The following is a 21,172-nucleotide window of genomic DNA, read 5'->3' as shown; positions in this document are numbered from 1 at the left end:
TTCGGGCGGCGGCCCGCCCCGTTCACTTCCGGATCGGCGCCCACTTGTCGACCAGCCCCGGGTTGCGCTTCAGCCAGGCCCGGACCGCGTCCTGTTCCTTGCCCTGGCCGGCCTTCTGGATCTCGGCCTCCAGACCGGTGAGCTGCTTCTCCGTCATGGAGAAGTCCTTGAGCCACTTGCCGACCTCGGGGTTGTCCCCGGCGAAGCCCTTGCGGGACAGGGTGTGCACGCCGTCGCCGGAGCCCCAGGCGCCCTGCGGGTCCTTCAGCTTCTTCAGGCCGTAGTCGCTGTAGGCCCAGTGCGGCGACCACAGGGTGACGAGGATCGGCTGCCGCTTGGCGTAGGCCCGCTTGAGCTCGGCGAGCATGGCGGGCGTGGAGCCGTCGACGACCTGGTAACTGCCGTCGAGGCCGTACTCCTTGAGGACCTTGGACTTGAGCAGGCCCATCATGCCGGCGCTGGGCTCGATGCCGACGATCTTCCCGCCGAACTCCGAGGCGTGGTTCTTCAGGTCGGCCAGGGAGTTCACGTCCTTCACGTACGAGGGGACGGTCAGCTCCAGGGAGGTGGGGCCGTACCAGCTGCCGAGGTCGTCGAGCTGCTTGCCGTACTTCTTCCAGTACTCGGCGTGCGTGGTGGGCAGCCAGGAGTCGGTCTCGAAGTCCAGCTGGCCGGTGGCGAGGCCGGTGTAGAGGGGGCCGGCCGCGTACTGGCTGGTGGTGACCTTGTATCCGCGTTCCTCCAGGAGCTCCTTCCAGAGGAAGGTGGAGGCGATGCCCTCGTCCCAGGGGATGTAGCCGATCTTGATCTCCTTGCCCTTGCCGACGTCCGTGGCGGAGGCCTGGGCGGTGTCGGAGGAGGAGCCGAAGATGCCCATGCCGCCCGCGACCAGGGCGAGGACCACCACACCGACGACGGCGACGGCAGGGCGGGGGCGGTAGGTCCAGGGGGTGGGGCGGACCTTGGCGGCGGCACGGCGGCCGAGCGGGGACAGCTGGGTGCCGAGCGCGCTGGTCATGCGGTCGAGGTAGATGGCGAGGACGACGATGCCGACGCCCGCCTCGAAGCCGAAGCCGATGTCGAGCTGGCCGATCGCCTCGTTGACGGCGCCGCCGAGGCCGCCGGTGCCGACCATCCCGGCGATGACGACCATCGACAGGCCCAGCATGATGACCTGGTTGACGCCGGCCATGATGGTCGGCAGCGCGAGCGGCAGCTGGACGCGCAGCAGGGTGTCGCGGGGTGTGGTGCCGAACGCCTCGGCGGCCTCGACCAGTTCGGCGTCGACCTGGCGGATGCCCAGCTCGGTCATGCGGACGCCGGGGGCCAGCGCGAAGATCAGGGTGGCGATCACGCCCGCGGCGGTGCCCAGGCCGAAGAAGAGGATGGCCGGGATGAGCAGGACCATCGACGGCATGGTCTGGAGCAGGTCCAGGACCGGTCGTACGGCCGCGCTGACCGCCCGGGAGCGGGCCGCCCAGATACCCAGCGGGACCGAGATGACCAGCGCGATCACCGTGGCGACCAGGACCAGCGCCAGGGTGGACATCGCGCGGTCCCACAGGTCGAGGGAGTCCACGAGCGCGAATCCGGCGAAGGCAAGGACGCCCGCGGTCAGTCCGCGCAGCCACCAGGCCAGCACCGCGAAGATGCCTGCCAGCAGCAGGGGTGCGGGGGCGGTGAGGACGCCGTCGATGCCGTCGTACATGCCCTCGACGACCGTGCGGATCGCGTCGAAGAGCCAGGACATGTGCGCGACCAGCCAGTTCACACCGGAGTCGACCCAGTCGCCGAGATGCAGCCTAGGCACGGGCGGTCACCTTCTCCCCACCGTCGCAGACGACGGGTTCGCCCGTGTCCTCCGCGAGGAAGCCGACCAGACGCTCCTGCGGGACGACGCCCACGACAGCGTCGTCCCGGTCCAGGACGGCGACCGGGTGGGACAACCGGGCGCTGAGCGCGCACAGTTCGGTGAACGGGGTGTCGGGGGTCGCGGTGGCGCAGGCGCAGTCCGCCTCGTCGCCGGCCACGTCGGTGTCCATGACGGCGGCGGCGGTCAGCACCCGGGAGCGGTCGACGTCCTGGGTGAAGGAGGCGACGTAGTCGTCGGCGGGGCGCAGCAGGATGTCCTCGGCGGTGCCGGTCTGGACGATACGGCCGTCGCGCATCACGGCGATGCGGTCGCCCAGGCGCATGGCCTCGTTGAGGTCGTGGGTGATGAAGACGATCGTCTTCTTCAGGGACTTCTGCAGTTCCAGCAGCTGGTCCTGCATGTCGCGGCGGATCAGCGGGTCCAGGGCGCTGAACGACTCGTCCATGAGGAGCAGATCGGCGTCGGTGGCCAGGGCCCGGGCCAGGCCGACGCGCTGCTGCATGCCGCCGGACAGCTCGTCGGGCCAGGAGTCCTCCCAGCCGGCCAGTCCGCACAGGGCGAGCGCCTCGTCGGCGCGGCGGACGCGCTCGGCGCGGGGCACGCCCTGCACGGCCAGGCCGTAGGCGGCGTTGTCGCGGACGCTGCGGTGCGGGAAGAGCGCGAAGTGCTGGAAGACCATGCTGATCTTCCTGGAGCGCAGCTCGCGCAGTTCGCGGTCGGTGAGCGCGGTGAGGTCCTGGCCGTCGAAGCGGACCTGTCCCGCGGTCGGTTCCAGCAGGCCGTTGAGCATGCGCAGCAGGGTGGACTTCCCGGAGCCGGACAGGCCCATCACGACGAATATCTCGCCGGGGTCGACCCGGAAGGAGGCGTCGATCACGGCGGCGGTGGTGCCGTCGGCGCGCAGCTCCTCCCGGTCGGCTCCCTGGCGGAGTCGTTCCACGGCGGTGTCCGGTCGTCTGCCGAAGATCTTGTACAGGTGCTCGGTCTCTAGCCTCGGTGACACGCGAACCTCTCTCGGGGGCGCCGACCCTCGCAAACGCGGGCCCCGGCGCCTCGGGGACATGGGACAGGAGCCGCCCCTGCCCTGGTCCACGCAGGTCAAACGCACAAGTGGGCCAGGTCACGAGGTCTCCACAAGCCGCACTCCGGCACGGGCCCCGTGGCCGTCCGTGCCGTACGGCCGCGGAGCGCCCCGTCGCTGTCGGTGCCGTACGGCATGATGCGAGGCGTGACCGCACGACTGATGCTTCTCGACACCGCCTCGCTGTACTTCCGCGCCTACTTCGGCGTCCCGGACTCGGTGAAGGCTCCGGACGGCACGCCGGTGAACGCCGTACGCGGGCTGCTGGACTTCATCGACCGGCTGATCAAGGACCACCGTCCGGACCGGCTGGTGGCCTGCATGGACGCCGACTGGCGGCCGCAGTGGCGGGTCGACCTCATCCCCTCCTACAAGGCCCACCGGGTCGCCGAGGAGCGCGAGACGGGGCCGGACGAGGAGGAGGTGCCGGACACCCTCTCCCCACAGGTGCCGGTCATCGAGGAGGTGCTGGACGCGCTCGGCATCGCCCGGGTCGGTGTCGCGGGCTACGAGGCGGACGACGTGATCGGCACGTTCACCGCGCGCGCCGACGGCCCGGTCGACATCGTCACCGGTGACCGTGACCTCTACCAGCTGGTGGACGACGCCCGCGGGGTGCGGGTGCTGTACCCGCTCAAGGGCGTCGGCACGCTGCAGATGACGGACGAGGCGTGGCTGCGCGAGAAGTACGGGGTGGACGGAGGCGGGTACGCGGATCTGGCGCTGCTGCGCGGCGACCCGAGCGACGGTCTGCCGGGGGTGCCGGGCATCGGCGAGAAGACGGCCGCCAAGCTGCTCGCCGAGTTCGGTGACCTGGCCGGGATCATGGCCGCCGTCGACGACCCGAAGGCCAGGCTCACACCGTCGCAGCGCAAACGACTGGACGAGGCCCGGCCCTATGTGGCCGTCGCGCCGACGGTGGTCCGGGTCGCCGGGGACGTGCCGCTGCCGGACGTCGACACCACCCTCCCGAAGGCCCCGCGCGACCCCGCCCGGCTGGACGCGCTGTCGGCGCGCTGGGGACTGGGCGGCTCGCTGCACCGGCTGGTGCTGACACTCGGCGGGTGAGTGGCGGAGAATTGTTCTGGCAAAACCCGCTCATCAAGTGTTCATGGAAGGGGTGTCGACTACACAGGAGATGCTAACTTAGGTAAACCTAAGCGAAGAGGACGGAGGTCGGTCATGGCAGAGCGCCCGGAACGCAAGCCGCGCAAGCCCCATTCCGCCCAGGTGGTGCGCACCGAACGGCTGACGCCGCACATGCAGCGCGTCGTTCTCGGCGGTGACGGACTGGCCGGCTTCGCCGCGGACACCTGCACCGATCATTACGTGAAACTCCTCTTCGGGCCGGCAGGCGTGACCTATCCGGAGCCCTTCGACGTGGAGCGGATCCGCGCCGAGTTCCCGCGTGAGCACTGGCCGGTGACCCGGACCTACACGGTGCGTTCCTGGGACGCCGAGCACCGTGAACTGGCCCTGGACTTCGTCGTGCACGGCGACGAGGGCCTGGCCGGACCCTGGGCCTGCCGTGTCCAGCCCGGCGAGACCGTGCACTTCATGGGCCCCGGCGGCGCGTACGCCCCCGCCGCGGACGCCGACTGGCATCTGCTCGTCGGCGACGAGAGCGCGCTGCCCGCGATCGCCCGCTCCCTGGAGTCCCTGCCCTCAGGGGCGAAGGCCTTCGCCTTCGTCGAGATCTCCGGCCCCGAGGAGGAGCAGAAGATCGACTCCGACGTGGAGGTGGTCTGGCTGCACCGGGGCACCCGACCCGTCGGCGAGGCCCTGGTCACGGCCGTGCGGGGGCTGGAGTTCCCGGAGGGCCGGTTGCACGCCTTCGTCCACGGCGAGGCGGGTTTCGTGAAGGACCTGCGGGCTCTGCTGCGCGTCGAGCGTCAGATCCCGCGCGAGGACCTGTCGATCTCCGGCTACTGGCGTCTCGGCCACAACGAGGACGGCTGGCAGGCCTCCAAGCGTGACTGGAACGCCCGCATCGAGGCGGAGCAGGAGGGCGACGGAGCGGCCGCCGCCTGAGACCGCGAGGCCACGACTCCGCGCGGACCGTCGAGGCGTGCGGCCTGGAGACCGGCGGCACCCGGAGGTGCCGCCGCTCCCGTGCCGGTCAGACCGACCGCTGATACGACCTGAACGTCCTGATCGACAGCCACACGGCCGCGACCGCCAGCGCCAGCAGCGCGCCGCCGCGGCCCAGCACCGCACCCCAGTCGGGATCCGCCGACATCGCCGAACGCCCCGCCACCATCGCCCAGTCGAGCGGATTGAAGTCGGCTATGTGCCGCATCCAGCCGGGCATCTGCGACGGCGCCATGAAGGCGCTGGACAGGAAGGTCAGCGGCAGCAGCAGGAAGGTGTTGATCCCGATGATCGACTCCCGCTCCCGCACCAGCATGCCGAGCGCGTTGGACAGGGCCCCGAAGACGGTGCCGAGCAGTACGGCGGCCACCACCAGGATGGCGATGCCCCCGATCCCGCCCGGGTAGTCGGCGCCGCCCAGCAGGCCGAGCAGCACGATGATGAGCGACTGGCCGGCGGTGACCAGGCCGTTGTTCACCACGTTGCCGTTCATCAGCGCGGCCCGGCTGACCGGCGTGGTCAGGAAGCGGTTCAGGGTGCCGCGCTGGATCTCCTCCAACGTGCCCATGCCCGCCCACATGTTGGAGCTGAGGGCGCTCATCACGACCACGCCCGGCACCAGGTAGTCGAGGTAACTGGTGGTGCCGAAGCCGCCCAGTTCGACGACCTTCTTGAAGAGGTTGCCGAACAGGAACAGCCAGATGACCGGCTGGATCAGGGTGATGACGGCGAACGCGGGCTGGCGGGCGAACACCAGCAGCTGACGCTGGGTCATGTACCAGGTCTGGGAAAGGGCGTTGCTCATCGGGCACCTCCGGCCGGGGCGAGCGCGTCGGCGGTGTCGGCCTCCGCGTAACGGCGGCCCGCGTAGCGCAGATAGACGTCGTCGAGGGAGGGACGGGCCACGGTCGCGGCCAGCACGGTCACCCCGGCCCGCTCCAGCGCGGCGAGCAGCGCCGGCATGGCGACGGCCCCGTCGTCGGCGCGGGCGCTGATCCGGCGGCCGTCGAAGAGCGCCTCGCGTACACCGGCCAGCCCGGTCAGGGCGCCCGTGAGCAGGGTGCGGCCGGCCTCGCCGGGTGCCTCGCGCAGCTCCACATGGACGGCGTCGCCGCGCAGTTCGCCCTTGAGGGAGTCGGGGGTGCCCTCGACCACGATCCGGCCGCGGTCGACGATCGCGATCCGCTCGGCGAGCCGGTCGGCCTCCTCCAGGTAGTGGGTGGTGAGCAGGATGGTCAGGCCCTCCTGGCCGGCCAGCCGGCCGATCTCGTCCCACATCGCGGTGCGGGCCTCGGGGTCCAGGCCGGTGGTGGGCTCGTCGAGGAAGAGCACCTCGGGGCGGTGGACCAGGCCGAGGGCCACGTCGAGGCGGCGCCGCATACCGCCGGAGTAGCCCTTGACCGGGCGGCCGGCGGCTTCGGTGAGGGTGAAGCGGGCGAGCAGTTCCTCGACCCGGCCGTTCAGGGCGGCGCCGCGCAGGCCGTAGAGCCTGCCCTGGAGCTGGAGGTTCTCGCGGCCGGTGGCGACCGGGTCGGCGCCGGAGTTCTGGGCGACGACGCCGATCGCCCGGCGTACCCGGTCCGGGTGGCGCAGCACGTCGTGGCCGGCCACGGTGGCGGTGCCCGAGTCGGGGCGGGCCAGAGTGGTGAGGATCTTGACGGTGGTGGACTTGCCGGCGCCGTTGGGTCCGAGGAGCCCGAAGACGGTGCCGGGTTCGACGGTGACGTCCAGGCCGTTCAGCGCGGTGACGTCACCTGGGTAGGTCTTGATCAGCTGGCGCGCCTGCACTGCGGGCGCACGGGTGCTCATGTCGGCTGCTCTCCTGGGGAAATCGCGAATGATCGCGGGTGGTCGCGAATGATCCGCGCGATGAGCGCCGGGCTATCCTGGGTGTGCCGCACCTCGATGGCCCGGAGCCGCCGCACGGCGGGTTCGGTTCGGGGTTCGAGACCCCGGCCGGGCTGCTGCAACAGCCCTGCCGGGGTCTGTTCGTCATTGCCTCTGCTCGAACTCGGCCTCCAGCTTCAGGTACTCCTCGGGTATCTCCCCCGTCTCATGGAAGTGCCGCCAGTCCACGACGCCCGGGAAGCCGCCGTCCGTCAGCTCCGCCAGGAAGCCGCGGACCCAGTCGGCCTGCGCCTCGACCATGTGCAACTGGTACTCGGCCTCGATCACGAAGAGCCGGGGCAGCGTCTCGCGCAGCTTGTCCAGCACCCCGCGCAGGCTCGCCGCCTGCACGTCGAGCGAGTTGAGCCGCTCCTCCAGCAGCCGGGCGACCTCGTCGGGATGGAGCGCCCCCAGCAGCGACAGCGCCGCCTCGAAGATGGGGTACTCCTTCGCGGGTACGGCGACCAGGTCCGAGAGCCATTCGGTCGCCTCCTCACGCCCGGCGTCGGTGATGCCGTACAGCGTGCGCTCCGGGCGGTTGCCCTGCCGCTCCACGTCGGTGACCTCGACGAAGCCGTGCTTCTCCAGGTTCTGCACGACGGTGTAGAGCGAGCCGTAGTTGATCTTCAGACTGGTGTCCTTGCCGCGCCTGCGCAGGGTCTGGGCGATCTCGTACGGGTGCATCGGCCGCTCGGCGAGCAGCACCATCACGGCGAGCGCCAGGGGGTTGCCCAGCTTGCGGCGTCTGGTCGCCATCGACATCCACCTCGCCCTCTCGAGAGTCTCCTCGTCACCGAATATACGTGGCCGAACATATCGTGAGTCACGCACGGCGTCAATACACACGATGTATCGCGTTCTAAGTCGCTCCGCAAGGGCGTGAGGACTTGGGCCCGCCCCGGACACGCCGGTGTGACGCCTTCGAAACAGCGCATCCCTAATTTCTGTCGCCCGACAGGAAATCCGCCCTGACAGGCAGGTACCGCCGTGACGACCACCGACGACCGCTCCCTGAAGGAGTCCGAGGACCGCTCTCTGGAGGAGTTCGGCTACCGCCAAGAGCTGCACCGCAGCCTCGGCCGGTACGCCTCGTTCGCCGCCGGGTTCTCCTTCATCTCCGTACTGACGACCGTCTTCCAGTTCTTCGCCTTCGGCTACGCGTTCGGCGGCCCGGTCTTCTTCTGGGCCTGGCCGGCCGTGCTGGTCGGCCAGTTGCTGGTGGCCGCCTGCTTCGCCGAACTCGCGGGGCGCTATCCCATCTCGGGCGCGATCTACCAGTGGTCCTCACGCCTGTCGAACCCGTCGTTCGGCTGGTTCGCCGGCTGGATCATGGTGATCGGGCAGATCGTGGTGGTCGCGGCGGCCGCGCTGGCCCTGCAGATGGTGCTGCCCGCGCTCTGGTCCGGCTTCCAGCTCATCGGCACGGACCCGGCGCCGACCTCCGCCGACGGCGCCGCCAACGCGGCCGTCCTCGGCGTCGTCCTGCTGGTCCTGACCACTCTCGTGAACGTCATGGACAACCGCGTGATGTCCGTGATCAACCGGGTCGGGGTGACCGCCGAGATCATCGGCGCGGTCCTGATCATCGTGCTGCTGCTCACCCACTCGAAGCGCTCCCCCGGCATCACGTTCCACACCGGCACGGCAGCCGAGGGAGGCCTGCTGGGCGCGCTGCTGGTCGGTTCGTTCACGGCCGCGTACGTGATGATCGGCTTCGACAGCGCGGGCGAGATGAGCGAGGAGACGCACCAGCCGCGGCGGACGGCGCCGCGGACCATCCTCACGGCGCTGGGGGCGGCCGGGCTGCTGGGCGGCCTCGTCGTCCTCGGCGGCCTGCTGGCCGCGCCGAGCCTGACCGACGGGCGGCTGGGAGTGGACGGTCTGAGTTACGTCCTGACCAGCAGCCTCGGCGACGGCGTGGGCCGGGTGCTGCTGGCCGACGTGGTGGTGGCCATCGCGGTGGCGACGCTGGCGATCCAGACCGCGGCCTCTCGCATGCTGTTCTCCATGGCGCGGGACGGGCAACTTGCCTTCGCCGGGCGCCTGGCACGGGTGAATCCCCGTACGGGCATGCCGGGGGCGCCGGCCGTGGTGGTGGGGGTGCTGGCCGGTGCGTTGCTGCTGCTCAACTTCGCGTCGCCGGACGCGTTCCTGGCGATCGGGACGACGTGCATCGTGATGCTGTATCTGGCGTACGCGATGGTCACCGGGCCGCTGCTGGTGCGGCGGCTGCGGGGGGAGTTCCGTGTCGAGGGCACGGACGAGACCGGGGCGCCGTTGTTCTCGCTGGGGCGGTGGGGGGTGCCGGTCAACGCGGTGGCGCTGCTGTACGGACTGGTGATGAGCGTGAATCTGGCGTGGCCCCGGGGAGCGGTGTACGACCCGACTGGGGGCCACTGGTACTTCCGGTGGTTCACCGTGTTGTTCCTGACGGTGACGGTGGCGTCGGGTGCGGTCTGGCGGCTCATCCGGGCGGAGTCCCGAACGGCGGTCGCTGTGCCGGAGGCTGTGGCGTAGTCGTTCGACTGCGGGCCGTTCGTGGCCGGTCGCGCAGTTCCGCGCGCCCCTTACGGGGCGCCTCCCCCACCGTGGCCCTGGAGTGCCCCTTCTCGACGCACCTCCACATACGCTGACTGCAATGAGACGTAAGCCCCGCATCCCGCCCTCTCCCCTCCCCCAGCGCCAAGGGGTGGACCCCGTGCGGGTGCGGTTGCCCGTCTCCGATCACTGGCCCACCGTCGGTGAGTACCTCGTGGCCCGGCTCTCCGGAGCCGGACCCGGCGTCGTCGGGGAGATGCTGGAGTCGGGGCTCGTCGTGGGCGTCGACGGGCACCCCGTCGACGCCCGCACGCCCTACACGCCCGGCCTCTGGCTCTGGTTCCACCGCGACCTGCCCCCCGAGGTTCCCGTCCCCTTCACCCTCGAGGTGGTCCACCGCGACGCTCACCTCGTCGTCGCCGACAAACCGCACTTCCTCGCCACCACCCCACGCGGCAGTCACGTCACCGAGACCGCGCTCGCCCGGCTGCGGCGGGAGCTGGGGATCCCCGCGCTGGGGGCCGCGCACCGGCTGGACCGGCTCACCGCCGGGCTCGTGCTGTTCACGGTGCGGCCCGCGGACCGCGGCTCCTACCAGACCCTGTTCAGCGCGCGGCGGGTGCGCAAGGAGTACGAGGCGATCGCGCCGTACGATCCCTCGCTCGTCCTTCCCCGGACCGTCCGCAGCCGGATCCTCAAGGAGCGCGGGGTGCCGGCGGCGCAGGAGGTCGAGGGGGCACCCAACGCGGAGACGCTCGTCGAACTCGTCGAGCGCAAGGGCACGTTGGGACGGTACCGGCTCACCCCGCACACCGGGCAGACCCATCAGCTGCGCGTCCATATGAGCGCGTTGGGCGTGCCGATCCTCGGCGATCCGCTGTATCCCGAGGTGACCGGCCCCGTCCCGGCCGGTGACTTCCGGCGTCCGCTGCAACTGCTGGCGCGGAGGTTGGAGTTCACCGATCCGGTCACGGGGGTCGAGCACCGGCTGTGCAGCGGGCGGACGCTGCTGGCCTGGGAGTCGTACGAGGAGTGGGCCGGTCTCTAGGCCGGTCAGTGGCCGAGCCACCAGCGGCGCAGCCTCGGCCAGATACCCCGGGGCCTGGCAGGTTCCGGCGCCACGGCCGCGGCCGGCGGGGGTGCCACGGGCAGGGGCTGCGGCTCGGGGGCCGGTGCCGGTGCCGGTGCTGCCGGGCGGGTCGTGCCGACCTGCCAGTCCGTGCGCTGCGGCGGAACCAGCGCGGGGCTGGGCATGAGGGTCACGTCCTGCTTGGGCTTCGGGTCGAAGCGCACCGGCAGTTCCACCAGGTGCCGGGACGCGATCGACGCGCGCCAGCGCAGCTCGTCCTCGTCGCAGTCGAGCTGGATGTCGGACAGCCGGGTCAGCAGCTGGTCGACCCCGACGTCCGCGATGGCACGTCCGATGTCCTGTCCGGGGCACTCGTGCGGGCCGCCGCCGAAGGCCAGGTGGGAGCGGTTGCCCTGCATGTTGGCGTTCAGGTCGGGGCGGACCCGCGGGTCGACGTTGCCCGGCGCGGGCGCGTACAGCAGTCCGTCGCCCTTGCGGATGCGCTGGCCGCCGAGTTCGGTGTCCTGCTTGGCGAAGTAGGCGAAGACGGTGCTGAACGGCGGCTCGTCCCACAGGGACTGCTCGATCGCCTCCGGCACCGTCATCTGGCCGCCGTTGAGCTGGGCGCGGAAGCCCGGCTCGGTGAGGACCATGCGCAGCGCGTTGGCGAGGAGGTTGGCGGTGGTCTCGTAGGCGGCGTAGAGAACGACCCGCAGGTGCTGGGCGACCTCGTCGTCGTTGAGCCCGGCGGGGTGGGTCACGAGGTGGCTGGCGAAGTCGTCCTCGGGCCGGGCCCGGCGGCGGGCGGTGAGCCGGGTCAGGCGGCCCATCACGTACTCGTTGCTGGCGATCGCCGTCTCGGTGCCCTTGAGCGCGTCCCGGGTGGCCTCCACGATCCGGTCGTTGTACTCCTCGGGCATGCCGAGCAGTTCGCACATGACCGCCATCGGCAGGTGCTCGGAGTACTGGGAGACCAGTTCGGCGCGGCCTCTCTCGCAGAACTCGTTGACCAGCAGCTGGGTGTAGCGGCCGATGAGACGGCGGATGCTGCGGTGGTCGATGGTGGTCATGGCGCCCATGACGGCCGCGCGCAGCCGCATGTGCTCCTCGCCCTCGGCGTGCGAGCAGATGGGCTGCCAGGCGATGTGCGGCATGAGCGGGTGGTCGGGCTTGACCATGCCCTCCCGCAGCGGGGTCCAGATCCGGCTGTCGCGGGTGTAGACGGCGGGGGTGCGGACCATCTGGAGGTTCTCGGTGAGTCCGAGGACCGCCCAGATCGGTACGTCGTCGTGGAGCAGGACGGGCGCCACGGCGCCGTGTTCCTGGCGCAGCTTCTCGTACAGCTCACCCAGGTGGTCGGCGTCCGCGCCGTAGAGCCGTTGCAGTCCGCCGGGTCCGCGGTCGTGCGCCGGGCAGCCGGGCGGCGGGACCGGGTCCGTGCTGGGGCCGGCCGGGTAGGGGGATTCAGGCGTCACAGTGATCGCTCCGAAGGGGGTGTCAGGTGAGCGCGCCGGACATGGCGAGCGAGTGCAGGAAGCGCACCAGGGTCATCAGGACGTCCCGGCTGGAGGCCCGGCGGCGGGCGTCGCACTCCACGATGGGGATCTCGGGGGACAGGTCCAGGGCGGTGCGCAGCTCTTCGATGGGGTAACGGGGAGCGTCCGGGAAGGAGTTGACCGCGACGACGAACGGCACTCCGCGTTCCTCCAGGCGTCCCATCACGTCGAAGCTGACTTCCAGGCGCCGGGTGTCGATGAGCACGACCGCCCCGAGGGCGCCTTCGAACAGGCCGTTCCACAGGAACCAGAACCGCTCCTGGCCGGGGGTGCCGAAGAGGTAGAGGACCAGTTGGTCGGTGATGCTGATGCGGCCGAAGTCCATGGCCACGGTGGTGGCGGTCTTCGAGTCGGAGCCGTAGTTGTCGTCGACCCCGATGCCGGCCTGGGTCATGGTCTCCTCGGTGGTCAGCGGTCTGATCTCGCTGACGGAACCGACCATGGTGGTCTTGCCGACTCCGAAACCGCCCACGATCACGATCTTCACCGCGGCCTGGGCGGTGTGCGGCAGCTGATCCTCGGTGCGGGGGCCGGGAATCGTCTCAGAGCTTTTGAAGTCCATGCATCACCGCTTCGAGAAGTGAACGGTCGGGGAGCGCCTGGCGGACGATCGGGGCGCGCGCCTGCACCAGTTCGGCCGTGATCAGCTCGGTGATCAGTGCCGTCATCGCGCTGAACGGCAGGTTGAGGTAGGCCGAGAGCTCGGCCACGGACAGGGGGGCGAGACAGAGCCGGAGCAGCACCGCCTGCTCCGGTGTGACCGAGGGCGGTGGGTCGGCGCGCGCCACGATTAAGGTGACCAGGTCGAGTTCGGCCCGTGCGCCGTCGGCTCCGCTGATGACGTAGAGCCGCTCGGGGTTCTTGTTGTCGCCTTCCTCGCCGCCGCTCCCGCTTTCGGCGGCCGGCGGCGTGGGCGGGAGCGGCGGCGGTGGCGGCTGGTGTTGCGGCCTGGGTTGACGCCGTTTGCGTTGCGGAGGAGTCATACGGTCTGCCCGTTCCGCCGGGGCGGACTGGTGAGATGGGCGCCGATGCGGACGACGAGGTCGCGCATCATCTCGCTCATCCGCCCGGGTTCGCAGGTCACGTCGGCGAGCACCGCGAGGTAGGCGTTGGCGCCGGCGGACATGAGGTAGAAGTAGCCCCGGTCGATCTCGATCAGGACGAGGTTCATGTCGCCGTTGCTGATCGGGAGTTCCTGGGCGACGGCACCGGCCAGGCTCTGTACGCCCGCGCAGGCCGCGGCGAGCCGGTCGGCGGCGTCGGGGTCACCGCCGTGCCGGGCGATGCGCAGTCCGTCGGCGGAGAGCACGACGATCATCTCGACGCCCGGCACCCCGTCGGCGAGTTGCTTGAGCATCCAGTCGAAGTTGCCTCGCTGCTGGATCACTTGAGGTCCCCCTCGTCGTCGGCGTCGGTGCCGGCCGGATCGTTGATCAGATGCAGGTACTTGGTCGGGTTCCGGGTGAAGTCGGTCGGGTGGACCCCCGGGTTGTTCTTCTTGAGCCCCTCCCAGAAGGCATCCACCCAGAGCCCCGGTTCACGGCGCTCGGGCTCCGGCGCCACCGGCTCGGGTTCCTTGTGCTGCGACCAGATGGTCGGGGTGCCCTCGCGCTCGGCGCGCTCGATGGCGGCCTGTTCGGCGAGCCGCTGGCTGAGCGGCATCTTCATCCGGCTGCGCCGCTGCGGCAGGCCGCCCGCGGTCCACTCGGTGACCTCGGGGACGTCGTCCTCCATGGAGATACCGGCGGGGATGCGGGGGCTGGTGGGCCGGCGCTTCTTGGGCGGCCGCTTGGGGCCTTCGAGGGCGCCGAGTTCGGGCTTCGGGATGCCGGTGGCGCCGATGCCGTGGGCGATGCCGGGAGCCGGGTCGGTGGTCATCATGTCGCTGGGCACGATGAGGACGGCCCGGACACCGCCGTACGCCGAGGCGCGCAGCGAGACGTCCATGTCGTACGTCGTGCACAGGCGGCCCACGACCGAGAGGCCCAGGCGCGGGTTCTCGCCGAGGACCTGGATGTCCTTGCCCTGCTTGGCCTTCTCCAGCATGCCCTCGATGCGGCCGCGGGCCTCCTCGTTGAGGCTGACGCCGGCGTCCTCGATCTCGATGCACACGCCGGACTGCACCTCGACGGCGGTGACGTGCACCTTGGTGGAGGGCGGCGAGTACCGGGTGGCGTTGTCGAGGAGCTCGGCGGCCGCGTGGATGAGCGGTTCGACCGAGGTGCCCTTGATGTTGACCTGGCAGATCGAGTGCAGTTCGATGCGCCGGTACTCCAGGATCCGGGACATGGCGCCGCGCAGCACGCTGTAGAGGGCGACGGGGTTGGGCCATTGACGACCGGGGCGGCCGCCACCGAGTACCGAGACCGAGTCGGCGAGGCGTCCGATCAGCGCGGTGCCGTGGTCGATGCGCAGCAGGTCGTCGAAGACCTCGGGGTTGCGGCCGTGGTCCTCCTCCATCTCCCGCAGTTCGTGTGCCTGCTGGTGGACGATGGCCTGGACGCGCCGGGCGACGCTGACGAACGAGCGCTCCAGGGAGTCGCGCTGGAGGTCCTCCTCGTCGACGATGTCGAGCATCGTGCGGATCAGCCGACGCTGCGACTCGGGGGCGTGACGCAGCCGGGGGTCGAGATCGAAGACCTGGCGAATCACCTCTTTGGGGGACTCGCCGGCCTTCAGCCGGTAGAGCGCGGTCGGGAACACCTCTTTGCCGAGGCGGTCGATCTCCTCGTCGCTCGTGGTGAGGCGCTGTTCCAGATACGCACTGTGACGGGCGTGCTCGGCCGTGGCGTCCTGGAGCCTGCGGCCGCGGCGCACCGCTTCCGCCGCCGTCGCGAGCACCAGCAGCATGCCGACGGCCCCGCACACGCCGACGGCGGTCCGGGCGGGCTCCGCCACCAGGAGGACGGCTGCGGCGGTCGCCACGGCCATCAGTATGGCGGGCAGCAACAGCACCCGCGCCAGGGAAAGTTCACGGCCATTGGGAGGCGATTGCACACTCACCATGTATGCCTTCTGAGACGAATCGGCTGGGTGTCGGGGGAGTTCGTGGGGGGAAGGTTCATGGACAGTCGGGATCTTCCGTATGATTGGGAACAGGCGCACGAATTCATCTCAACTCGGTGCGCCGCGGGCGAGCTTAGTCCGACCGGATCAACGCCGTGTCATATTCGGCAAGCACCTGAAAAGGCCCAAACGACTGGAGTACCCTCGGTCGTTTTGCACGCACGGCACGTGTTCGCACACGTTGCGTCACGGCGCACGAGCGTTCGAAGGTGACTCACCGTGACGGGTGAAACAGCCCTCCGGGCCGAAACCTCCGACGGGTTCAGACCCCCGCGATCCGCAGCGCGGCGTCGGCCGTGGCGCGGGCGAACTCGTCGACGGGACGCTCCGGTTCGGAGCGGTGGATCAGGATGACGCCCTCGATCAGCCCGAAGACGAGGTCGGTCCGCAGCTCCAGCTCTCCCTTGGCGAGCCCCCCGCCGACGGCCGTCGCGGCGATCAACTGCCGGTAGGCGTCCTTGAGTTCGGACCGCACCGCATGGAAGCCCGCGAACCGCTCGGTGTGCACCTCGGGCAGCAGGTAGAGCGCGCCGAGGTTGTGCGGCCCGGTGCAGAGCAGCTCCACGTCGGCCCGGCACAGCGCCCGCAGCCGCTCCTCGGCCGGGGTCACGTCGTCGGCGAGCAGCTCCCGCGCGCAGTCCAGCGACGGCGTGACGGTGGACTCCAGCAGCTCGGCGAGGAGTTCCTCCTTGCCGGAGACGTAGTGGTACATCGACGCCTGCCGCATGCCCGCCCGCTCGGCGACCGCCCGGGTGGTGGTGGCCGCGTAGCCGCGAGTGGTGAACAACTCGGCCGCGGCCACGAGCAGTTCGGCCCGCGGGTCCAGGCCGCTGTCCGGCCGCTGCGCCGCGCGCGGCCGGCCGACCCGGCGGCCACTGCTCGTCCCCATGCGTTCGATCCTCGCACACGGCAGCGCACGACGATCACCACGAGGCCCGGCGGCCGGTCCGCGCTCCCCCGGTGAGCCCTCGGTAACCGGGCCGGAACGCCACGGCAACGCCCCGGACCCGGGCCGCCCCTAATTTCTGTCGGGCGACAGAAACACCGCCGAGCCCATGGAACCGGAGGTCAGCGATGGCGACAGCGACCACGTACGGAGCCCGGGCGCATGCCCGCGCCCAGGAGGGCACCCGCGCCGAGGCCATGCCCGTCGTACCCGCCGCCGACTGGCCGGACCCGCCCTGCGAGGCGGGCCACCTGGTGTGGGCCGAGACGGTGGCGGGCGGCAACTACACGCACCGGGTGCTGGCCCGCGGCACCGAGCTGCGCCTGACCGACCCGCACGGCGACGCCTGCGCGCACCTCCTGCTGTATGTCGCCGACCGGCCCTGGGAGCGGCTGAACGTCGCCGACACGGTCAAGGTCCAGTGGAACGCCTACCTCGGCGAGGGCGTGCTGCTCCTCTCCGACCAGGGCCGGGTCCTCGCCTCCGTCGTCGCCGACACCTCCGGCCGGCACGACGCGCTGTGCGGCACCTCCACCCTGGTCCGCAACACCGGCCGCTACGGCGACGGCACCCCGCAGTCGCCCTCCCCCGCGGGCCGTGAGCTGTTCAAGCTGGCCGCGGCGAAGAACGGCCTGGAACCGCGCGACCTGCCACCGTCCCTGTCGTTCTTCCAGGGCGTGGAGGTGCGCGAGGACGGCACGCTGGACTTCACCGGCTCGGCCGGCCCCGGCGGCAGCGTCACCCTCCGCGCCGAGCAGGACCTGACCGTACTGGTCGCGAACGTCCCGCACCCGGCCGATCCGCGCCCCGACTACGTCAGCACCGCGCTGGAGGTCCTGGCCTGGCGCGCCGCCCCGACCCCGCCCGGCGACCCGCTCTGGGACGCCACCCCCGAGGGCCACCGCGCCTTCCTGAACACCGCCGAATTCCTCGCCGCGAGGGGGCTCGCATGACCACGCACACCGTCGTCCCGGCCCGCGCCGCCTGGTCCGCCGTCGTCCGCGACGGCGAGACCCTGACCATCACCGACCTGCACGGCAACCAGGCCGTCGACTTCCTCGTCTACGACGCCCACGACACGGCGATCCGCTACAGCGCCCCCGACACCGTGCACGCCCAGGGCTCCCTCTTCCTCACCACCGGCAGCGTGCTGCTCTCCAACGAGCACACCCCCCTGATGACCGTGACCGCCGACGAGGTCGGCCGGCACGACACGGTCGGCGGCGCCTGCTCCAAGGAGTCCAACACCCTGCGCTACGGCCACCACACCTGGTCGCAGCACGCCTGCGTGGACAACTTCCTCGCGGAGGGCGCCAGGCACGGCCTCGGCAAGCGCGATCTGGTCTCCAACATCAACTGGTACATGAACGTACCGGTCGAGAAGGACGGCACCCTCGGCATCGTCGACGGCCTCTCGGCCCCGGGCCTGAAGCTGACGCTGCGGGCCGAACGGGACGTCCTCGTCCTGGTCTCCAACTGCCCGCAGATCAACAACCCGTGCAACGGCTTCGAACCGACAGCGGTGGAGATGACGATCGGGGCCGCCGGATGAGCTTCGACACCCTGCTGATCGCCAACCGGGGCGAGATAGCCGTCCGTGTCATCCGCACCGCCCGGGAACTGGGCCTGCGCACGGTCGCCGTCTACTCCGACCCCGACCGCTCGGCCCCCCATGTCCGCCTCGCCGACGAGGCGGTACGGCTCGGCCCGGCCCCGGCGAAGGAGTCGTACCTCGACGCCGACCTGGTCCTGAAGGCCGCCAAGGACACCGGCGCCGGCGCGATCCACCCCGGGTACGGCTTCCTGTCCGAGGACGCCGATTTCGCCCGGCGCTGCGAGGAGGCCGGGATCGTGTTCGTCGGCCCGACCCCGGAGCAGCTGGAGCTGTTCGGCGCCAAGCACACGGCACGGGCGGCGGCCGAGGCGGCCGGAGTGCCCCTCGCACCGGGGACCGGGCTCCTCACCGACCTGCCCGAGGCCCTCCGTGCGGCGTCCGCCGTCGGCTATCCCGTGATGCTCAAGGCCACCGGCGGCGGTGGCGGCATCGGTATGTCGGCATGTCGATCGGCTGCCGAACTGACCGACGCCTGGGACCGCGTCCAGCGCGTGGCCGCCGCCTCCTTCTCCTCCGCCGGGGTCTTCCTGGAACGCCTGGTGGCGGACGCCCGCCACGTCGAGGTCCAGGTCTTCGGCGACGGCGCCGGCAAGGTCGTCACCTTCGGCGACCGGGACTGCTCGCTGCAGCGCCGCAACCAGAAGGTGGTCGAGGAGGCCCCGGCCCCCGGCCTGCCGGCCCGGGTACGCGCACAACTCGCCGCCTCCGCACGTGACCTGTGCGCGGCCGTCGGCTACCGCTCCGCGGGCACGGTCGAGTTCGTGTACGACGCGGCACGCGAGGAGGCCTACTTCCTGGAGGTCAACACCCGGCTCCAGGTGGAGCATCCGGTCACCGAGGAGATCTACGGCGTCGATCTGGTCGCCTGGATGCTGCGCCTGGCCAGGGGCGAGTCCGATGTCGTCCGGGAGCCGGGCGAACCGCGCGGCCACGCCGTCGAGGCCCGCGTCTACGCCGAGGACCCCTCCCGGGACCACCGGCCCGGCGCCGGCCTGCTGACCCGGGTGGAGTTCCCGGAGGGGGTGCGCGTCGACGGCTGGGTGGAGACCGGCACCGAGGTGACGACGTCGTACGACCCGATGCTCGCGAAGGTGATCGCTCACGGCCCCGACCGCGACCGGGCGCTGCGCGCCCTCGACGAGGCGCTGGCCCGCACCCGTGTCGACGGCATCGAGACCAACCTGGGCCTGGTGCGCGCCGCGCTCACCGAACCGGCCTTCCGGGCCGCCGCCCACTCGACGGCGACCCTCGCCACGGTCACCGACCCGACCCCCCGCATCGAGGTCGTCGCCGCCGGCACCCTCACCACGGTCCAGGACTGGCCGGGCCGCACCGGCTACTGGCAGGTCGGGGTGCCCCCGTGCGGCCCGATGGACGACCGCTCCTTCCGGCTCGGCAACCGCGCGCTGGGCAACCCGGAGGGCGCGCCCGGCCTCGAATGCACCCTCCAGGGGCCGTCCCTGCGCTTCACCCACGCCACGACCGTCTGCGTGACCGGCGCCCCGGCCCCGGTGACGCTGGACGGCGCCCCGGTCGCGCAGTGGGAACCGGTGACCGTACCGGCGGGCGGGCTGCTGGAGATCGGCGCCCCCTCCGCACACGGGCTGCGCACCTACGTCCTCTTCGCGGGCGGCGGCCTGGACGTGCCGGCCTTCCTGGGCAGTGCGAGCACCTTCACGCTGGGCCGGTTCGGCGGCCACGGCGGGCGGGCGCTGCGCACCGGTGACGTCCTGCACGGCGGCGCCGTCACGGCCGGCGTGCCCGTCGCCGAGCGGCCGTCCTTCGCCGCCGTCTGGCACATCGGGGCCGTCGAAGGCCCGCACGCGGCACCCGAGTTCTTCACCGAGGACGACATCCGTGACTTCTATGCGGCCGAGTGGAAGGTGCACTTCAACTCGGCGCGCACCGGGGTCCGGCTGGTCGGCCCCAAGCCGCGCTGGGCCCGCGCCGACGGCGGCGAGGCGGGCCTGCACCCCTCCAACATCCACGACACCCCCTACTCGGTCGGCGCCGTCGACTACACCGGCGACATGCCGGTCCTGCTCGGCCCCGACGGCCCCTCCCTCGGCGGGTTCGTGTGCCCGGCGACCGTCCTGAGCGGCGAACGCTGGAAACTGGGCCAGCTCCGGCCCGGCGACACGGTCCGGTTCGCCCCGGTCGACGTGACCGGCGCGCCCCGCCCGGAGATCCTCGACGGCGGTGTCCTGGCCCGCGACGGGGACGTGACCTACCGGCGCAGCGGCGACGACAACCTGCTGGTCGAGTTCGGCCCGATGCAACTGGACCTGGCCCTGCGGATGCGCGTCCACGCGCTGATGGAGGCCGTGACGGCGGCGGACCTGCCCGGGGTCACGGACCTCACCCCGGGGATCCGCTCGCTCCAGATCCAGACCGACCCGAGGCTGCTCACCCAGGCCGAACTCCTCACCACCGTCAGGGAGATCGTCCTGAGCCTGCCGCCCACCGACGAACTGGTGGTGCCCTCCCGCACGGTGCACCTCCCCCTCTCCTGGGACGACCCGGCGACCCGCGAGGCGATCGCCCGCTACATGGCGGGTGTCCGCGACGACGCCCCCTGGTGCCCGTGGAACATCGAGTTCATCCGCCGGATCAACGGCCTGGACTCGGTCGAGGACGTCTATCGCACGGTCTTCGACGCCGAGTACCTGGTCCTGGGCCTGGGCGACGTGTACCTGGGTGCCCCGGTCGCCACCCCGCTGGACCCGCGCCACCGCCTGGTCACCACCAAGTACAACCCGGCCCGCACCTGGACCGCCGAGAACTCCGTCGGCATCGGCGGCGCCTACCTGTGCGTCTACGGCATGGAGGGCCCGGGCGGCTACCAGTTCGTGGGCCGTACCACCCAGGTGTGGTCGGGCTGGCAGCAGCGCGGGGCGTTCCGGCCGGGCTCGCCGTGGCTGCTGCGCTTCTTCGACCGGATCAGGTGGTATCCGGTCTCCGCCGACGAACTCCTCGACCTGCGGGCCGACATCACCTCCGGCAGGTTCGTGCCACGCATCGAGGAGGGGACCTTCTCCCTGGCGTCCTACCAGGAGTTCCTCTCCGAACACGCCGATGCCATCGGGGACTTCAGGGCACGCCAGCAGCAGGCCTTCGGCGCGGAGCGGGACGCCTGGGAGGCGGCCGGCGAGTTCGCGAGGGCCCAGGCGGCGACGGCACCCGCGTCCACCGCACCGGCCGAGGTGTCCGTCCCGCCGGGCGGCCGCCTGATAGAGGCCGAATTCGCGGCCTCCGTATGGCAGCTGAACGTGGCCCCCGGCGACGAGGTGACCACCGGCCAGACCCTCCTGGCCCTCGAGGCGATGAAGATGGAGTCCAGGGTGCACGCCCCGATGGCCGGCGTGGTGACGGAGATCCTGGCCAGGCCCGGCGACCAGGTGGAGGCGGGGACGGCGCTGCTCGTCCTGGCGCCGACCGCGAACTGACCGA

General features: G+C 71.3%; 18 protein-coding genes. 7 read left to right on the top strand and 11 right to left on the bottom strand.

The window, feature by feature from the left end:
* Nucleotides 1–22: 22 nt before the first annotated feature.
* A complete protein-coding gene (locus ACZ4N4_RS32620) occupies nucleotides 23–1,810 on the bottom strand; it encodes an ABC transporter permease/substrate binding protein (protein ID WP_453575400.1) in 1,788 nt (595 codons plus the stop codon).
* Complete coding sequence (locus ACZ4N4_RS32615) at nucleotides 1,803–2,876, bottom strand: quaternary amine ABC transporter ATP-binding protein (RefSeq protein WP_467595531.1); 1,074 nt, start codon at nucleotides 2,874–2,876, stop codon at nucleotides 1,803–1,805. Before ACZ4N4_RS32615 ends, ACZ4N4_RS32620 begins: the two co-directional genes overlap by 8 nt.
* Nucleotides 2,877–3,092: 216 nt before the next feature.
* Between ACZ4N4_RS32615 and ACZ4N4_RS32610 the strand changes: the two genes are divergently transcribed.
* Together ACZ4N4_RS32610 and ACZ4N4_RS32605 are read left to right on the top strand one after the other, a co-directional pair.
* Nucleotides 3,093–4,022, top strand: coding sequence for a 5'-3' exonuclease (locus ACZ4N4_RS32610; RefSeq protein ID WP_467595826.1), 930 nt, complete (start codon nucleotides 3,093–3,095; stop codon nucleotides 4,020–4,022).
* A 114-nt stretch (nucleotides 4,023–4,136) separates the two neighbouring features.
* Entirely contained in the window at nucleotides 4,137–4,985 is an 849-nt protein-coding gene (locus tag ACZ4N4_RS32605; RefSeq protein WP_467595528.1) for a siderophore-interacting protein, read from the top strand.
* 88 nt (nucleotides 4,986–5,073) lie between these two features.
* On the opposite strand, the gene ACZ4N4_RS32600 is transcribed toward ACZ4N4_RS32605, so the two are convergent.
* From ACZ4N4_RS32600 to ACZ4N4_RS32590, 3 genes are all read right to left on the bottom strand, one after another.
* Nucleotides 5,074–5,850 (bottom strand): ABC transporter permease, encoded by a 777-nt coding sequence (locus tag ACZ4N4_RS32600; protein ID WP_360490117.1) that lies wholly within the window; start codon nucleotides 5,848–5,850, stop codon nucleotides 5,074–5,076.
* Entirely contained in the window at nucleotides 5,847–6,854 is a 1,008-nt protein-coding gene (locus tag ACZ4N4_RS32595; protein WP_467595524.1) for an ATP-binding cassette domain-containing protein, read from the bottom strand. Before ACZ4N4_RS32595 ends, ACZ4N4_RS32600 begins: the two co-directional genes overlap by 4 nt.
* Nucleotides 6,855–7,037: 183 nt before the next feature.
* Nucleotides 7,038–7,688, bottom strand: a complete 651-nt coding sequence (locus tag ACZ4N4_RS32590) for a PadR family transcriptional regulator (protein ID WP_453575392.1) — start codon at nucleotides 7,686–7,688, stop codon at nucleotides 7,038–7,040.
* Nucleotides 7,689–7,919: 231 nt separating this feature from the next.
* Between ACZ4N4_RS32590 and ACZ4N4_RS32585 the strand changes: the two genes are divergently transcribed.
* A complete protein-coding gene (locus ACZ4N4_RS32585; protein WP_467595521.1) occupies nucleotides 7,920–9,449 on the top strand; it encodes an amino acid permease in 1,530 nt (509 codons plus the stop codon).
* A 121-nt stretch (nucleotides 9,450–9,570) separates the two neighbouring features.
* Nucleotides 9,571–10,518, top strand: a complete 948-nt coding sequence (locus tag ACZ4N4_RS32580; RefSeq protein WP_467595518.1) for an RluA family pseudouridine synthase — start codon at nucleotides 9,571–9,573, stop codon at nucleotides 10,516–10,518.
* 5 nt (nucleotides 10,519–10,523) lie between these two features.
* Here ACZ4N4_RS32580 and ACZ4N4_RS32575 read toward each other — a convergent pair whose 3' ends face one another.
* The 6 genes from ACZ4N4_RS32575 to ACZ4N4_RS32550 all read right to left on the bottom strand — a co-directional run bounded on the left by ACZ4N4_RS32575 (nucleotide 10,524) and on the right by ACZ4N4_RS32550 (nucleotide 16,050).
* Nucleotides 10,524–12,014, bottom strand: coding sequence for a cytochrome P450 (locus ACZ4N4_RS32575; RefSeq protein WP_453575387.1), 1,491 nt, complete (start codon nucleotides 12,012–12,014; stop codon nucleotides 10,524–10,526).
* Nucleotides 12,015–12,036: 22 nt separating this feature from the next.
* A complete protein-coding gene (locus ACZ4N4_RS32570) occupies nucleotides 12,037–12,657 on the bottom strand; it encodes a GTP-binding protein (RefSeq protein WP_453021615.1) in 621 nt (206 codons plus the stop codon).
* Nucleotides 12,638–13,078 (bottom strand): DUF742 domain-containing protein, encoded by a 441-nt coding sequence (locus ACZ4N4_RS32565; RefSeq protein WP_453575384.1) that lies wholly within the window; start codon nucleotides 13,076–13,078, stop codon nucleotides 12,638–12,640. The genes ACZ4N4_RS32570 and ACZ4N4_RS32565 overlap by 20 nt, the downstream gene beginning before the upstream one ends.
* Nucleotides 13,075–13,482 (bottom strand): roadblock/LC7 domain-containing protein, encoded by a 408-nt coding sequence (locus ACZ4N4_RS32560; protein ID WP_046726726.1) that lies wholly within the window; start codon nucleotides 13,480–13,482, stop codon nucleotides 13,075–13,077. Before ACZ4N4_RS32560 ends, ACZ4N4_RS32565 begins: the two co-directional genes overlap by 4 nt.
* On the bottom strand, nucleotides 13,479–15,101 hold the full coding sequence (locus tag ACZ4N4_RS32555; RefSeq protein ID WP_467595513.1) for a sensor histidine kinase: 1,623 nt from the start codon (nucleotides 15,099–15,101) through the stop codon (nucleotides 13,479–13,481). Before ACZ4N4_RS32555 ends, ACZ4N4_RS32560 begins: the two co-directional genes overlap by 4 nt.
* Nucleotides 15,102–15,423: 322 nt before the next feature.
* Complete coding sequence (locus tag ACZ4N4_RS32550) at nucleotides 15,424–16,050, bottom strand: TetR/AcrR family transcriptional regulator (protein WP_453575380.1); 627 nt, start codon at nucleotides 16,048–16,050, stop codon at nucleotides 15,424–15,426.
* 185 nt (nucleotides 16,051–16,235) lie between these two features.
* On the opposite strand from ACZ4N4_RS32550, the gene ACZ4N4_RS32545 reads away from it, so the two are divergent.
* From ACZ4N4_RS32545 to ACZ4N4_RS32535, 3 genes are read left to right on the top strand one after another with little or no spacing between them, the layout of a single operon-like run.
* Nucleotides 16,236–17,060, top strand: coding sequence for an urea amidolyase associated protein UAAP1 (locus ACZ4N4_RS32545; protein ID WP_467595510.1), 825 nt, complete (start codon nucleotides 16,236–16,238; stop codon nucleotides 17,058–17,060).
* Nucleotides 17,057–17,659 (top strand): urea amidolyase associated protein UAAP2, encoded by a 603-nt coding sequence (locus ACZ4N4_RS32540; RefSeq protein ID WP_467595507.1) that lies wholly within the window; start codon nucleotides 17,057–17,059, stop codon nucleotides 17,657–17,659. Before ACZ4N4_RS32545 ends, ACZ4N4_RS32540 begins: the two co-directional genes overlap by 4 nt.
* Nucleotides 17,656–21,168 (top strand): 5-oxoprolinase/urea amidolyase family protein, encoded by a 3,513-nt coding sequence (locus ACZ4N4_RS32535; protein WP_467595503.1) that lies wholly within the window; start codon nucleotides 17,656–17,658, stop codon nucleotides 21,166–21,168. Before ACZ4N4_RS32540 ends, ACZ4N4_RS32535 begins: the two co-directional genes overlap by 4 nt.
* The last annotated feature ends 4 nt before the right edge of the window (nucleotides 21,169–21,172 follow it).

Source organism: Streptomyces sp. NPDC026538 (genome assembly GCF_055567535.1).
Note: the sequence above shows the minus strand (reverse complement) of the source record. Positions and strands in the feature narration are given on the sequence as shown.

What these genes read in the sequence shown, in the direction of transcription:
- ACZ4N4_RS32535 (WP_467595503.1), top strand. Translation starts at nt 17,656, where the DNA reads ATGAGCTTCGACACCCTGCTGATCGCCAACCGGGGCGAGATAGCCGTC.
- ACZ4N4_RS32600 (WP_360490117.1), bottom strand. Translation starts at nt 5,850, where the DNA reads ATGAGCAACGCCCTTTCCCAGACCTGGTACATGACCCAGCGTCAGCTG.
- ACZ4N4_RS32595 (WP_467595524.1), bottom strand. Translation starts at nt 6,854, where the DNA reads ATGAGCACCCGTGCGCCCGCAGTGCAGGCGCGCCAGCTGATCAAGACC.
- ACZ4N4_RS32570 (WP_453021615.1), bottom strand. Translation starts at nt 12,657, where the DNA reads ATGGACTTCAAAAGCTCTGAGACGATTCCCGGCCCCCGCACCGAGGAT.
- ACZ4N4_RS32540 (WP_467595507.1), top strand. Translation starts at nt 17,057, where the DNA reads ATGACCACGCACACCGTCGTCCCGGCCCGCGCCGCCTGGTCCGCCGTC.
- ACZ4N4_RS32555 (WP_467595513.1), bottom strand. Translation starts at nt 15,101, where the DNA reads ATGGTGAGTGTGCAATCGCCTCCCAATGGCCGTGAACTTTCCCTGGCG.
- ACZ4N4_RS32610 (WP_467595826.1), top strand. Translation starts at nt 3,093, where the DNA reads ATGCGAGGCGTGACCGCACGACTGATGCTTCTCGACACCGCCTCGCTG.
- ACZ4N4_RS32545 (WP_467595510.1), top strand. Translation starts at nt 16,236, where the DNA reads ATGGCGACAGCGACCACGTACGGAGCCCGGGCGCATGCCCGCGCCCAG.
- ACZ4N4_RS32590 (WP_453575392.1), bottom strand. Translation starts at nt 7,688, where the DNA reads ATGGCGACCAGACGCCGCAAGCTGGGCAACCCCCTGGCGCTCGCCGTG.
- ACZ4N4_RS32605 (WP_467595528.1), top strand. Translation starts at nt 4,137, where the DNA reads ATGGCAGAGCGCCCGGAACGCAAGCCGCGCAAGCCCCATTCCGCCCAG.
- ACZ4N4_RS32550 (WP_453575380.1), bottom strand. Translation starts at nt 16,050, where the DNA reads ATGGGGACGAGCAGTGGCCGCCGGGTCGGCCGGCCGCGCGCGGCGCAG.
- ACZ4N4_RS32565 (WP_453575384.1), bottom strand. Translation starts at nt 13,078, where the DNA reads ATGACTCCTCCGCAACGCAAACGGCGTCAACCCAGGCCGCAACACCAG.
- ACZ4N4_RS32580 (WP_467595518.1), top strand. Translation starts at nt 9,571, where the DNA reads ATGAGACGTAAGCCCCGCATCCCGCCCTCTCCCCTCCCCCAGCGCCAA.